This is a genomic window from Streptomyces seoulensis (assembly GCF_022846655.1).
Taxonomy (GTDB): domain Bacteria; phylum Actinomycetota; class Actinomycetes; order Streptomycetales; family Streptomycetaceae; genus Streptomyces.
This window is the reverse complement of sequence record NZ_AP025667.1, coordinates 4,858,969-4,872,824: the sequence shown is the minus strand read 5'-3', so window position 1 is coordinate 4,872,824 and position 13,856 is coordinate 4,858,969. Positions and strand designations below refer to the sequence as shown.

Below are 13,856 nucleotides of genomic sequence, written 5' to 3'. Positions count from 1 at the left end.
TGGCACGGTGTCCGGACATGCCGGACGCCGGGGCGCCGCCCGTACGGCGGCGTGGTGGCGGCCACAGGGTGGACCGGTAAGGTCTGCGCCTGTGAGTTCCGCAAGCCTTCAGCCCCCCGCCGACGCGACGCAGCCCGTACGGCACCCCGACGCTCCCGGACCCGGTGAGCTCCTCGGTGCCCACTACGAACACTGTTTCGGCTGCGGCCCCGGACAGCCGCACGGGCTGCACCTGGAGGCACGCGCGGGCGACGGCGTCTCGCTGACCGCCGAGTTCACCGTCCAGTCCGCCCACCAGGGCGCCCCCGGCCTCGCGCACGGCGGGGTCCTGGCCACCGCGCTGGACGAGACCCTCGGCTCGCTGAACTGGCTGCTGCGCACCATCGCCGTCACCGGCCGCCTGGAGACAGACTTCGTGCGCCCCGTGCCCGTCGGCACCGTGCTGCACCTGGAGGCCGAGGTCACCGCCGTCGCCGGACGCAAGATCTACTCCCGCGCCACCGGCCGCATCGGCGGCCCCGACGGCCCCGTGGCCGTCCGCGCCGAGGCGCTGTTCGTCGAGGTGAAGGTCGACCACTTCACCGACCACGGCCGCCCCCAGGAGATCCAGGCCGCCATGAGCGACCCCGACCAGATCCGGCGCGCCCGCGCCTTCGAGGTGAACCCGTGAGCCGCACCCCGCTCGACGTCCGGCTCCGCCGCATCGACCCCGACGTACCGCTTCCGGCGTACGAGCACCCCGGGGACGCCGGGGCCGATCTGCGCACCACCGAAGCGTGCGAACTCAAGCCCGGTGAGCGGGCCGTGCTGCCCACCGGCGTGGCCATCGCGCTCCCCGAGGGGTACGCGGCCTTCGTGCACCCCCGCTCGGGTCTGGCGGCCCGCTGCGGAGTAGCCCTTGTGAACGCCCCAGGGACCGTTGATGCCGGGTACCGTGGAGAGATCAAGGTGATCGTGGTGAATCTCGATCCGCGCGAGACGGTGCGGTTCGAGCGCTTCGACCGGATTGCCCAACTGGTCGTCCAGCAGGTCGAGAGGGTCCGCTTCCAGGAGGTCGCGGAACTTCCCGGTTCGGTGAGGGCGGAGGGGGGCTTCGGGTCCACCGGAGGCCACGCCTCGGTGGACGGCTAGCGCGGCACGACGGTCCGGCCGCCGAAGGTGGCCGGGCGGGTGGGAATCGATACGCTTCGGTCGTATCCGACCGGGAAGGACAGTGACGTGTTCGGACGTCGCAACAAGAAGGGTGCCGCCGAGGGCGCGGCCGGCGAGGCCGAGCAGGTCGTCGACAGCGTCGGCACCGAGGCGGACGAAGAGCGCACGCGTGCGCGGCTCGAGCCCGAGCCGCGGCCCGACGGACCCTGGGACTCCTCCGAGGTGCGCGACCCGGCCGAGGGTCGCGTGGACCTCGGCGGTCTGTTCGTACCGGGGGTCGACGGCATGGAACTGCGGGTCGAGGTCGCCGGTGACGCGATCGTCGCCGCGACCGTCGTGCTGCGCGACAGCGCCGTCCAGCTCCAGGGGTTCGCCGCTCCCAAGCGCGAGGGCATCTGGGGCGAGGTCCGCGACGAGATCGCGGGCGGCATCACCCAGCAGGGCGGCATCGTCGACGAGGTCGAGGGTCCCCTCGGCTGGGAGCTGCGGGCCCAGGTGCCGGTGCAGTTGCCCGACGGCACGGGCGGTTTCCAGGTCGTGCGGTTCATCGGCGTGGACGGCCCGCGCTGGTTCCTGCGCGGTGTGATCTCCGGCCAGGGCGCGGTGCAGCCGGAGGCGGCCGGGCTGCTGGAGCAGATCTTCCGGGACACGGTCGTGGTGCGCGGCGAGGGCCCGATGGCGCCCCGCGACCCGATCGTCCTCAAGCTGCCCAACGACGCCCAGATGGTTCCCGAGGGCGTCCAGCAGCAGGAGGAGGGCTCCCGCTTCTCCGGCGGCATGGGCCAGCTCCAGCGCGGCCCGGAGATCACCGAGGTCCGCTGAGCCGAGAGGCGCATCAGGCACGAGAAGCACACACGCAGGGCCGTACCCAGGGGGTGCGGCCCTGCGCGCGCTCCCGCCGCCCGAGGCGTCAGGGTTGCGTCAAAGCGCCCCGGCGCGAGGCCCCCCGCCCGCTTTGTCCGCACCGCCCGCCGTAAGGTCGACGCGGCGTAGGCGGCAGTCACCGGAAGACAATGGGGCCATGGCACGCGGCAAGCTTCGGATCTACCTCGGCGCGGCACCGGGCGTGGGCAAGACCTACGCCATGCTCGCCGAGGCGCAGCGGCGCGTGGAGCGGGGCACCGACTGCGTGGTGGCCTTCGTCGAGCACCACGGCCGGCCCCGCACCGAGGTCCTGCTGCACGGCCTGGAGCGGATCCCGCGCGGGCGCCTGGAACACCGGGGCGGAAGCTTCGAGGAGATGGACGTCGACGCCGTACTGCGCCGCGCCCCCGCCGTCGCCCTGGTGGACGAACTCGCGCACACCAACGTCCCCGGCTCCCGCAACGCCAAGCGCTGGCAGGACGTGGAGGAACTCCTCGCCGCCGGGATCGACGTCGTCTCCACCGTCAACATCCAGCACCTGGAGTCCCTCGGCGACGTGGTCGAGTCGATCACCGGGGTGCGCCAGCGGGAGACGGTGCCCGACGAGGTCGTCCGGCGGGCCGACCAGATCGAACTGGTCGACATGTCCCCGCAGGCCCTGCGCCGCCGCATGGCCCACGGCAACGTCTACCAGCCGGACAAGGTCGACGCGGCCCTGTCGAACTACTTCCGCCCCGGCAACCTCACCGCCCTGCGCGAGCTGGCCCTGCTGTGGGTGGCCGACCGGGTCGACGAGCATCTGAACGCCTACCGCAGCGAGCACCGGGTCTCCCGGATCTGGGGCTCCCGCGAGCGCATCGTGGTCGGCCTGACCGGCGGACCCGAGGGGCGCACCCTGATCCGCCGTGCCGCCCGGCTCGCCGAGAAGGGCGCGGGCGGCGAGGTGCTGGCGGTCTACATAGCCCGCAGCGACGGCCTTACCGCCGCCTCCCCGAAGGAACTCGCCCTCCAGCGCACCCTGGCGGAGGACCTGGGCGGCACCTTCCACCACGTGGTCGGCGACGACATACCGGCCGCCCTGCTGGCCTTCGCGCGCGGCGTCAACGCCACCCAGATCGTGCTCGGCTCCTCACGCCGCAAGGCATGGCAGTACGTCTTCGGACCCGGCGTCGGCGCCACCGTGGCACGGGAGTCGGGACCCGACCTCGACGTGCACATCGTCACCCACGAGGAGGTCGCCAAGGGCCGCGGACTGCCCGTGGCGCGCGGCTCCCGGCTCGGCCGGGGCCGGATTGTGGCGGGCTGGGCGATGGCGCTGGCGGGCCCCGCCCTGATGGCGCTGCTGCTCAACGCCGTCGACCTCGGCCTCGCCAACGACATGCTGCTGTTCCTGGCGATCACGGTCGCCGCAGCCCTGCTCGGCGGACTGCTGCCCGCGCTCGCCTCGGCCGCGCTGGGCTCCCTGCTGCTGAACTTCTTCTACACCCCGCCCCTGCACCGGCTGACCGTCTCCGACCCGCGCAACATCGTCGCCATCGCGATCTTCTTCGGCGTCGGCATGGCGGTCGCCTCCGTGGTCGACCTCGCCGCCCGCCGCACCCACCAGGCGGCCCGGCTGCGCGCCGAGTCGGAGATCCTCTCCTTCCTCGCCGGCAACGTCCTGCGCGGCGAGACCAGCCTGGAGGCGCTTCTGGAACGGGTCCGGGAGACCTTCGCCATGGAGTCCGCCGCCCTGCTGGAGCGGGCGGGCGACCTGGAGCCCTGGACCTGCGCGGGCCGCGCCGGGGTCGGGCCCCCGCTGGAGCGGCCCGAGGACGCCGACGTGGACATGCCGGTCGGCGACCACATGGCGCTCGCGCTCACCGGACGGGTGCTGCCCGCCGAGGACCGCCGGGTGCTGGCCGCCTTCGCCGCGCAGGCCGCCGTCGTGCTCGACCGCCGCCGCCTGAAGGCCGAGGCCGACCGGGCCGGCGCGCTCGCCGAGGGCAACCGCATCCGCACCGCCCTGCTCGCCGCCGTCAGCCACGACCTGCGCACCCCGCTCGCCGGGATCAAGGCCGCCGTCTCCTCCCTGCGCGCCGACGACGTGGCGTGGTCGGAGGAGGACCGGGCCGAGCTGCTGGAGGGCATCGAGGAGGGCGCCGACCGGCTCGACCACCTCGTGGGCAACCTGCTCGACATGTCCCGCCTCCAGACCGGCACCGTCACCCCGCTGATCCGCGAGATCGACGTGGACGAGGTGGTGCCGATGGCCCTGGTCGGCGTGGACGAGGACAGCGTCGGCCTGGACGTCCCCGAGACGCTGCCCATGGTCGCCGTCGACCCCGGTCTGCTGGAGCGCTCGGTCGCCAACCTGGTGGAGAACGCCGTCAAGTACAGCCCGCCCGGCCAGCGCGTCACCGTGTCCGCCAGCGCCCTGGTGGACCGCGTCGAGGTGCGCGTGGTGGACCGGGGGCCCGGAGTGCCGGACGACGCGAAGGACCGTATCTTCGAGCCGTTCCAGCGGTACGGCGACGCCCCGCGCGGCGCCGGGGTCGGCCTCGGCCTCGCGGTCGCCCGCGGCTTCGCCGAGGCCATGGACGGCACCCTGACCGCCGAGGACACCCCCGGCGGCGGACTCACCATGGTGCTCAGCCTCCGCGCCGCCCGGCCCCGCCCCGAGCCGCTCCGCACCGCGGAGGACACCGCAGAACAGGAAAGGCAGCCGCAATGACCAGGGTGCTGGTGGTCGACGACGAACCGCAGATCGTGCGGGCCCTCGTGATCAACCTCAAGGCGCGCTCGTACGACGTCGACTCGGCCCCCGACGGCCGCACCGCCCTCCAGCTCGCCGCCTCACGCCACCCCGACGTGATCGTCCTCGACCTCGGCCTGCCCGACATGGACGGCGTCGAGGTGATCCGGGGGCTGCGCGGCTGGACCCGTGTGCCCATCCTGGTGCTGTCCGCCCGCCACTCCTCCGACGAGAAGGTGGAGGCGCTGGACGCGGGCGCCGACGACTACGTCACCAAGCCCTTCGGCATGGACGAACTCCTGGCCCGGCTGCGGGCCGCCGTGCGCCGGGCCGAGCCGGTCGGGCCGGGCGAGGACGACGTGACCACCGTGGAGACGGCCGGCTTCACCGTCGACCTGGCCGCCAAGAAGGTCGACCGCGCGGGCAGGGACGTACGGCTCACCCCGACCGAGTGGCACCTGCTGGAGGTGCTGGTCCGCAACACCGGCCGGCTGGTCGGCCAGAAACAGCTCCTGCGCGAGGTCTGGGGGCCCTCCTACGGCACCGAGACCAACTATCTGCGGGTCTACATGGCCCAGCTCCGCCGCAAGCTGGAGGCCGACCCGGCCCACCCCCGGCACTTCATCACCGAACCCGGCATGGGATACCGCTTCGAGAAGTGAGCCGGGGGCGATCAGGGTGCCCTCTGGAGTACGGCCTCAGGGGCCCGCCCCGGTAGGCTTTCAGACATGAGTGGCGTTCCTCGTTCCGAAAAGCCGGCCGGCCGGTTCCGCCGCATGCTGGACCGGCTCTCCACCTCCCAGGAGGAGCTGGAGTCGGAGGAGCTGCGCGAGGACACCGAGACCGCGGGATGCACCCGGATCGGCGACTGCCAGGACCGGCAGATCGTCACCGTTACTGGTACCTTGCGCACGGTCACGCTGCGACCGCGGGCCGGTGTCCCGGCGCTGGAGGCGGAGCTGTTCGACGGCACCGCCGCGCTGGACGTGGTGTGGCTGGGCAGGCGCTCCATCACGGGCATAGAACCGGGACGCAAGCTGATCGCATCGGGCCGGATCTCGATGAGCCGGGGCCGCCGCGTGCTGTTCAACCCGAAATACGAACTGCGACCCCTCGGACGGGAGTAGCCGGTGACGTCCCTCGACAAGCCGACCCAAGACGCCGGACAGAGTCCGCCGGACGGCACCGGCGAGGCCGAGCAGGTACACGACTCGCGGGCGGTCACCGAGGCAGCGCTGTTCGAGGCGTTCGGCGGCATCCGCGGCATGGTCGAGACGGTGCTGCCCGGCCTGCTCTTCGTCACGATCTACACGATCAACAAGGACCTGCACCTCTCCGCGATCGCCGCGCTCGGCGTCGCGGTCGTGATGCTCGTGGTCCGGCTGCTGCGCAAGGACACCGTCAAGCACGCCTTCAGCGGGGTCTTCGGTGTCGCCTTCGGCGTCGTGTTCGCCATGTTCACGGGCAACGCCAAGGACTTCTACCTGCCCGGCATGCTCTACACCCTGGGCCTGGCGCTCGCGTACATCATCACGACCCTCGCCGGGGTGCCCCTGATCGGCCTGATGCTCGGCCCGGTGTTCAAGGAGAACCTCTCCTGGCGCACCCGCAACCCCGGCCGCAAGAAGGCGTACACCAAGGCGAGCTGGGCCTGGGGCCTGATCCTGCTCGCCAAGTGCGCGATCCTCTTCCCGCTCTACTGGTGGGCCGACACCACCCAGCTCGGCTGGATCCTGGTCATCCTGAAGATCCCGCCATTCCTGCTGGCGGTCTACCTCACCTGGGTCTTCCTGGCCAAGGCGCCGCCGCCCATTGACGTGTTCGCCGAGATGGAGGCCGCCGAGAAGGCGGAGGAGGCCGAGAAGGCCGAGCGTGAGCGCGCGGCCGCCGAGAGCGGCGACTCCGCCGCAGGACGGCACCGCAGGGGCGCGTAGGCGCTCCGCACGCACGAGCGCAGGAGGGCGCCCCCGGAAGATTCCGGGGGCGCCCTCCTGCTACGTGTCTCAGGCGCTTTCGCGGCGCACCGACAGCAGGTCCTCCAACTGCTCCTCGCGGGCCTGCGCGGCCACGAAGAGGAGTTCGTCGCCCGCCTCCAGGGAGTCCTCCTTGGACGGCGTCAGCACGCGGGTGCCGCGGATGATGGTGACCAGGCTGGTGTCCTCGGGCCACTCCACGTCCCCGACCTGGGTGCCGGCCAGCGCCGACTCCTCGGGCAGGGTCAGCTCGACCAGGTTGGCGTCTCCGTGGCTGAAGCGCAGCAGCCGGACCAGATCGCCGACGCTCACCGCCTCCTCGACCAGGGCGGACATCAGACGCGGCGTGGACACGGCCACGTCCACACCCCAGGACTCGTTGAACAGCCACTCGTTCTTGGGGTTGTTCACCCGGGCGACGACGCGCGGGACGCCGTACTCCGTCTTGGCGAGCAGCGAGACGACCAGGTTGACCTTGTCGTCGCCGGTCGCGGCGATCACGACGTTGCAGCGCTGCAGCGCGGCCTCGTCCAGGGCCGTGATCTCACAGGCGTCGGCCAGCAGCCACTCCGCCTGCGGCACCCGCTCCACCGAGATGGCGGTCGGCGCCTTGTCGATCAGCAGGACCTCGTGGCCGTTCTCCAGCAGTTCCGCCGCGATCGAGCGGCCGACCGCCCCGGCTCCGGCAATGGCGACCCTCATCAGTGACCGCCCTCCTCTTCGGGGCCCTCGGCGAACGCCGCCTCGACCTTCTCGACCTCGTCCGTACGCATCATCACGTGCACCAGGTCGCCTTCCTGGAGGACCGTCTGCGAGGTGGGCAGCACGGCCTCGCCCAGCCTGGTCAGGAACGCCACGCGGACGCCCGTCTCCTCCTGGAGCTTGCTGATCTTGTGGCCGACCCACTTCGCGGAGGCGTGCACCTCGGCGAGCTGCACCCCGCCGGTGGGATCGCGCCACAGCGGCTCCGCGCCCGAGGGCAGCAGCCGGCGGAGCATCTGGTCGGCGGTCCAGCGGACCGTGGCGACGGTCGGGATACCCAGACGCTGGTACACCTCGGCACGGCGCGGGTCGTAGATCCGGGCGGCCACGTTCTCCACGCCGAACATCTCGCGGGCGACGCGGGCGGAGATGATGTTGGAGTTGTCACCGCTGGAGACCGCGGCGAAGGCGCCCGCCTCCTCGATGCCGGCCTCGCGCAGGGTGTCCTGGTCGAAGCCCACACCGGTGACCCGGCGGCCGCCGAATCCCGGTCCCAGCCTGCGGAAGGCGGTGGGGTCCCGGTCGATCACCGCGACCGTGTGGCCCTGTTGCTCCAGGGTCTGGGCGAGAGCGGAACCCACTCTGCCGCAGCCCATGATGACGATGTGCACGACCGTCCTTCCGGTGTCCAAAAGTTGCTGCTCGGCATCAGGGTCTCAGACCGAGGCCCAAAGCTGCACACGCGTGCTTCCGGTATCCGGCGTCGACCCGCGGTGACGGCGCTCATCGGCGCTGTTCCGTGACCCCGGTCACCCCCGGCGCCCGGCGTCGAGTGATGCTGCGCACGCTGCAACCGGTGAGGACGGCGAGGACGGCCAGGGCGAGCACGGCCCCGAGCAGCTCGGCGACGGCGGGCATGGGACCTCCGAGGTGCGATGACGGGCCGGGGCTGACATCTAGGCACGGGGGCGCGCACACCCGGCACACCCCACTTCCGCGCGCCCCCGATTTCACTCGTGAGGCAGAACGTGACCGCCGGGTGGGCGGCTGCCTGTTCGAAGCCTTACGATCCTCTCTCGTGTCCAAACTGACCGACGTGCCCAAACGGATCCTGATCGGGCGCGCACTGCGCAGTGATCGGCTGGGCGAGACGCTCCTGCCGAAGCGCATCGCCCTCCCCGTCTTCGCCTCCGACCCGCTGTCCTCCGTCGCCTACGCGCCGGGGGAGGTTCTGCTGGTCCTGTCCATCGCGGGCGTGTCGGCGTACCACTTCAGCCCCTGGATCGCGGTCGCGGTCGTGGTGCTGATGTTCACCGTGGTCGCCTCCTACCGGCAGAACGTCCACGCCTACCCCAGCGGTGGCGGTGACTACGAGGTGGCGACCACCAACCTCGGCCCCCGGGCCGGACTCACCGTCGCAAGCGCCCTGCTGGTCGACTACGTCCTGACCGTCGCCGTGTCCATCGCCTCCGGCATCGAGAACCTCGGCTCGGCGATCCCCTTCGTGGTCGAGCACAAGGTGCTGTGCGCCTGCGCGGTGATCGTCCTGCTGACGCTGATGAACCTGCGCGGGGTGAAGGAGTCCGGCAAGCTCTTCGCCATCCCGACCTACGTGTTCGTCGGCGGCGTCTTCATCATGATCGCGTGGGGCGCGTTCCGGGGGCTGGTCCTCGGGGACACGATGCGCGCCCCGACGGCCGACTTCCACATCAGGGCCGAGCACCAGGGCCTCGCGGGCTTCGCGCTGGTCTTCCTGCTGCTGCGGGCCTTCTCCTCCGGCTGTGCCGCGCTCACCGGCGTGGAGGCCATCTCCAACGGCGTCCCCGCCTTCCGCAAGCCCAAGTCGAAGAACGCGGCGACCACGCTCGCCATGATGGGCCTGCTGGCCGTCACCATGTTCTGCGGCATCATCGCCCTCGCCATGACCACCAAGGTGCGCATGGCCGAGTACCCGGCGACCGACCTGCTCCGCGACGGCGTGCCCATCGGCTCCGGCTACGTCCAGAACCCGGTGATCTCCCAGGTCGCCGAGGCCGTGTTCGGCAAGGGCAGCTTCCTGTTCATCGTCCTCGCCGCCGCGACCGCCCTGGTCCTCTTCCTCGCGGCGAACACGGCGTACAACGGCTTCCCGCTGCTCGGCTCGATCCTCGCCCAGGACCGCTATCTGCCCCGCCAGCTCCACACCCGGGGCGACCGCCTCGCCTTCTCCAACGGCATCGTGCTGCTGTCCGGCACGGCGATGCTGCTGGTGGTCGTCTACGGCGCGGACTCCACCCGGCTGATCCAGCTCTACATCGTCGGCGTGTTCGTGTCCTTCACCCTCAGCCAGACCGGCATGGTCCGGCACTGGAACCGGCACCTGGCCACCGAGAAGGACCCGGCCAAGCGCAGCCACATGGTCCGCTCCCGCGCGATCAACACCTTCGGCGCCTTCTTCACCGGCCTGGTGCTGGTCGTCGTCCTGGTCACCAAGTTCACCCACGGTGCCTGGGTCGCCCTGCTGGGCATGTGCATCTTCTACGCGACGATGACCGCGATCCGTAAGCACTACGACCGGGTCGCCGACGAGATCTCCGCCGTCGACGGTCCCACCGACGACAGCGTGCGCCCCTCCCGCGTGCACTCCCTGGTCCTGGTCTCCAAGATCCACCGTCCCACGCTGCGCGCCCTGGCCTACGCCAAGCTGATGCGCTCGGACACCCTGGAGGCGCTCACCGTCAACGTCGACCCGGCGGAGACGAAGACGCTGCGCGAGGAGTGGGAGCGGCGCGGCATCGACGTACCGCTGAAGGTCCTGGACTCGCCGTACCGCGAGATCACGCGGCCGATCATCGAGTACGTCAAGAGCCTGCGCAAGGAGTCCCCGCGCGACGCGGTCTCGGTGATCATCCCCGAGTACGTGGTGGGCCACTGGTACGAGCACCTGCTGCACAACCAGAGCGCGCTGCGGCTCAAGGGCCGGCTGCTGTTCACGCCGGGCGTGATGGTCACCTCGGTGCCCTACCAGCTCGAGTCCTCCCAGGTGGCCCGCGACCGGGCACGCAGGCGGCAGGAGTGGAGCGCGCCGGGCGCGGTGCGGCGGGGGCCCGCGGAGCGGTCGAAGGACGGGGCCGGGGCGAAGGAGTGAGCGAAGGGGCGTGCGGGACCCCGTAGACTGGACGGCTGTTGTCCTCGCGGGCCGGTCCACGGCCGCCGCCCCACCCTCCCCGACCTTGGAGTCACCCCACCATGCAGGCAGAACAGAAGAAGTCTCTGGTGGGCGAGGAGTACGAGGTCGAGATCGGCCCCGTCGCCCACGGCGGCCACTGCATCGCCCGTACCGCCGAGGGCCAGGTGCTGTTCGTCCGGCACACGCTGCCGGGGGAGCGGGTCGTGGCGCGGGTGACCGAGGGCGAGGAGGGCGCGCGCTTCCTGCGCGCCGACGCGGTGGAGATCCTGGACGCGTCCAAGGACCGCGTCCCGGCGCCGTGCCCCTTCGCGGGCCCCGGCCGCTGCGGCGGCTGCGACTGGCAGCACGCCAAGCCGGGCGCCCAGCGCCGCCTGAAGGGCGAGGTCATCGCGGAGCAGCTCCAGCGGCTCGCGGGCCTCACCCCCGAGGAGGCGGGCTGGGACGGCACCGTCATGCCGGCCGAGGGCGACAAGCTGCCGTCGGGCGAGGTCCCGCAGTGGCGCACGCGCGTGCAGTACGCGGTCGACGCGGACGGCAACGCCGGCCTGCGCCGCCACCGCTCGCACGAGGTCGAGCCGATCGACCACTGCATGATCGCCGCCCCCGGTGTCAGCGAACTCGGCATCGAGGACCGCGACTGGTCGGGCATGGCCTCCGTCGACGCGATCGCCGCGACGGGCTCGCAGGATCGCATGGTCATCCTGGAGCCCCGCCCCGGCGCCCGGCTGCCGCTCGTCGAGCTGGACAAGCCGGTCTCGGTCATGCGCGTGGACGAGAAGGACGGCGGCGTCCACCGCGTCCACGGCCGCGCGTTCGTGCGCGAGCGGGCCGACGACCACACGTACCGCGTCGGCAGCGGCGGCTTCTGGCAGGTCCACCCGAAGGCGGCCGACACCCTGGTCAAGGCGGTCATGCAGGGCCTCCTCCCGCGCAAGGGCGAGATGGCCCTCGACCTCTACTGCGGCGTCGGCCTCTTCGCCGGCGCCCTCGCCGACCGCCTGGGCGAGAAGGGCGCGGTGCTGGGCATCGAGTCCGGCAAGCGGGCGGTGGAGGACGCGCGGCACAACCTCGCGGACTTCCCGCGCGTGCGCATCGAGCAGGGCAAGGTGGAGGCGGTCCTCCCGCGCACGGGCATCACCGAGGTCGACCTCATCGTCCTCGACCCGCCGCGCGCTGGCGCCGGCAAGAAGACGGTCGAGCACATCACCACGCTGGGCGCGCGCCGTATCGCCTACGTGGCCTGCGATCCCGCTGCGCTGGCCCGGGACCTGGGGTACTTCCGGGCGAACGGGTACCGGGTGCGGACGCTGCGGGCGTTCGATCTGTTTCCGATGACCCACCACGTGGAGTGTGTCGCGATCCTTGAGCCTGCCGAAAAGGGCCGCTGACCTGCGGTTTTAGCGGGTGCGCATGATGTGCGCTATGTGCATTACGGGCGATATCTTGACGCTGAAATGACGCTCTCCGAGGCATCTTGACGCTCATTTGACGCTCGTTCTGATGGGGCGTCAGGTGCCCTGCGCCACTGGTCAGACGGTCTGCTGGCTGCATGGGGCGTGGGCGGTGGCCGGGAAATTTCAGCGGATTTTCCGTCTGTTGGTGGTACGGCGGCAACGTGTCGTCGGCCTGCGCACATAGCGTCCATGGGTGTCGTTGGCCCGGGAACGGTCCGGATCTTGTTTGGCCCGGGTCCATCGCAGGCTGGCAGGTAGCAGTCGGGGCCCTGCGGCACCGCTCGTACTCTCTGGCCAGAGGGTGGCACCGTCAACACTGTCCTGCGCGCTGAAGCCTGCACGGGGTCCCCGCAGGCAGTGGCCAAGCGCTCTGACAGGACGGTCCCACCTGGCACATGTCGTAGAAGCCGTCCACGGGCGTCCAGCGGGTCCAATGTGGACGTGTATATCCAGTAAAGGGCCGTCCGGCGGAAGGGTGTCCATGGGGTCTGTGATACCTGTGTGATTCGCGGTGACACGACGAAGCCCCGCCGGTCTACTCCGGCGGGGCTTCGTCGTGCGACTGATCAGGATCGATCAGTGCGCGTGATGGGGGTTCCGTTGTACTCGGGCTCGCCGCTTTCAAGTACGCGGAGGAGCGAGGCGGTGACGACGCGGGTTGCGCGGCCGATCGGCAGCACGCGGCAAGGGAACTCCCCACGAAGCGCGAGGTCGTAGCCCTTCGATTTCGACATATGCCGAACGCCTGGGCGGCGTCTTCGACGCTCGCGGTACCACTCCAGGTGGAACGGATGCGCTCGGGGCTGAACGGCTCGTGGTGCAATTCGCTGTTCTGGCTGGGCATTCCTGTCAGCAGTGCCTTTCGCGTTTGGTTGCTTTCGGGGCAGAGGGGCAGCGGGGAGACGCAATGGACTGACAATGTTCCGAGGGATCACCGGTTTCGGTAACCGGTCATTGACGCCTACCCTGCTCCGCTCGGCGCTGTCTCGGCTCGGCTCTTTCACGCGGCGCGACGGGCCGCTGCCGCGCTGACGAGTGCGTGCGGCTTTCCCGTCGAGGTTCAGCCGGTGCTCGCCTTCGTCGCGGTGGCGCGGCTTCAGGCTGTGCCTCCACTCCGGGTCGTGTGTGTCCTTCAGGGGCGCGACATCGGCCACCGCGCCATCTTCAGAAGTCCACACAACTTCTGATGATCACGCGGTGGCCGCTTCCGCGTCGGCCCCTGTCAACAACTGGTGCCAGGCATGGGTGCATCCGTCGGCGCAGAACCGCTCCCGGCGGCGCTTGTCCGCCACCCGGAGCAGGGCGACCATCAGCCGAAACGCCTTCACGCGCTCGTCCTGCGGCAGATTGATGATCTTTGTCAGCTGTCTGGCCAACTGCCCCCGCGTGATCAGCACCGCCGGGGTATGCGTCGGCCGGATACCGGCGAGTCGCACGCTCTCAGGCCCGTCCTCCACCGTTGCGCGCGCCTGAATGCAGTGTCCGCCCAGATCCCGAAGGACCTCGAACTGGTCCTCGGAGGAGAGGGCTTCGAACGACTCGACCCCCTGCCCCAGCGGGCGCAGCCCCTGCGCGAGTTCGTTCAAAATGACCGTGCGCTCGTCCATCCGCCACCTTCGCGACTCGACTGAGGCCAGTGGACCCCGCAGGTCATCGAACCAGATCACTAAGTGTGACTGGAGTACTAGGTGGAAAAGGCTCATTGGGTGGTATGGCGGAGCCGTTCCACTGCCTGCCGGAGATCGTTGAAGGCCCGCTGTTCCTCCCGCGGGGATGCCCGGCTGGCTGCAAGCACGCTGTCGAGGGCT

12 protein-coding genes and 1 pseudogene are annotated in these 13,856 nt (G+C 70.9%); 9 read left to right on the top strand and 4 right to left on the bottom strand.

The annotated features are described in order from the left end of the window. Positions 1-91 precede the first annotated feature (91 nt). From HEK131_RS22450 to HEK131_RS22420, 7 genes and pseudogenes are all read left to right on the top strand, one after another. A complete protein-coding gene (locus HEK131_RS22450; RefSeq protein WP_217464929.1) occupies positions 92-670 on the top strand; it encodes a PaaI family thioesterase in 579 nt (192 codons plus the stop codon). After that, positions 667-1,217: pseudogene (dut, locus tag HEK131_RS22445) on the top strand (dUTP diphosphatase). Before HEK131_RS22450 ends, dut begins: the two are co-directional and overlap by 4 nt. Position 1,218: 1 nt before the next feature. Continuing rightward, positions 1,219-1,974: a DUF3710 domain-containing protein gene (locus HEK131_RS22440; RefSeq protein ID WP_161145737.1), complete on the top strand. Its 756-nt coding sequence runs from the start codon at positions 1,219-1,221 to the stop codon at positions 1,972-1,974. A 199-nt stretch (positions 1,975-2,173) separates the two neighbouring features. After that, positions 2,174-4,729, top strand: a complete 2,556-nt coding sequence (locus HEK131_RS22435) for a sensor histidine kinase (RefSeq protein ID WP_217464928.1) — start codon at positions 2,174-2,176, stop codon at positions 4,727-4,729. Beyond that, on the top strand, positions 4,726-5,412 hold the full coding sequence (locus HEK131_RS22430; protein WP_217464927.1) for a response regulator: 687 nt from the start codon (positions 4,726-4,728) through the stop codon (positions 5,410-5,412). The genes HEK131_RS22435 and HEK131_RS22430 overlap by 4 nt, the downstream gene beginning before the upstream one ends. 66 nt (positions 5,413-5,478) lie before the next feature. Further along, positions 5,479-5,877, top strand: a complete 399-nt coding sequence (locus HEK131_RS22425; protein WP_217464926.1) for an OB-fold nucleic acid binding domain-containing protein — start codon at positions 5,479-5,481, stop codon at positions 5,875-5,877. Between the two features lie 3 nt (positions 5,878-5,880). After that, a complete protein-coding gene (locus HEK131_RS22420) occupies positions 5,881-6,684 on the top strand; it encodes a DUF3159 domain-containing protein (RefSeq protein ID WP_244336797.1) in 804 nt (267 codons plus the stop codon). Positions 6,685-6,753: 69 nt separating this feature from the next. On the opposite strand, the gene HEK131_RS22415 is transcribed toward HEK131_RS22420, so the two are convergent. The 3 genes from HEK131_RS22415 to HEK131_RS30180 form a co-directional block, all read right to left on the bottom strand. Then, positions 6,754-7,425: a potassium channel family protein gene (locus tag HEK131_RS22415; RefSeq protein ID WP_161145732.1), complete on the bottom strand. Its 672-nt coding sequence runs from the start codon at positions 7,423-7,425 to the stop codon at positions 6,754-6,756. Further along, positions 7,425-8,096, bottom strand: a complete 672-nt coding sequence (locus tag HEK131_RS22410) for a potassium channel family protein (protein ID WP_217464924.1) — start codon at positions 8,094-8,096, stop codon at positions 7,425-7,427. The genes HEK131_RS22415 and HEK131_RS22410 overlap by 1 nt, the downstream gene beginning before the upstream one ends. Positions 8,097-8,208: 112 nt before the next feature. Then, positions 8,209-8,343, bottom strand: a complete 135-nt coding sequence (locus HEK131_RS30180; RefSeq protein ID WP_279614271.1) for a hypothetical protein — start codon at positions 8,341-8,343, stop codon at positions 8,209-8,211. A gap of 160 nt (positions 8,344-8,503) precedes the next feature. On the opposite strand from HEK131_RS30180, the gene HEK131_RS22405 reads away from it, so the two are divergent. Both HEK131_RS22405 and HEK131_RS22400 read left to right on the top strand, forming a co-directional pair. Then, positions 8,504-10,552: an APC family permease gene (locus HEK131_RS22405; RefSeq protein ID WP_217464923.1), complete on the top strand. Its 2,049-nt coding sequence runs from the start codon at positions 8,504-8,506 to the stop codon at positions 10,550-10,552. A gap of 101 nt (positions 10,553-10,653) precedes the next feature. Next, positions 10,654-11,982 carry a class I SAM-dependent RNA methyltransferase gene (locus HEK131_RS22400; RefSeq protein WP_244336796.1) on the top strand — a complete coding sequence of 443 codons (1,329 nt, stop codon included), beginning with the start codon at positions 10,654-10,656 and terminating at the stop codon, positions 11,980-11,982. 1,256 nt (positions 11,983-13,238) lie between these two features. On the opposite strand, the gene HEK131_RS22395 is transcribed toward HEK131_RS22400, so the two are convergent. Next, complete coding sequence (locus HEK131_RS22395; protein ID WP_244336795.1) at positions 13,239-13,655, bottom strand: DUF5958 family protein; 417 nt, start codon at positions 13,653-13,655, stop codon at positions 13,239-13,241. Positions 13,656-13,856: the final 201 nt, after the last annotated feature.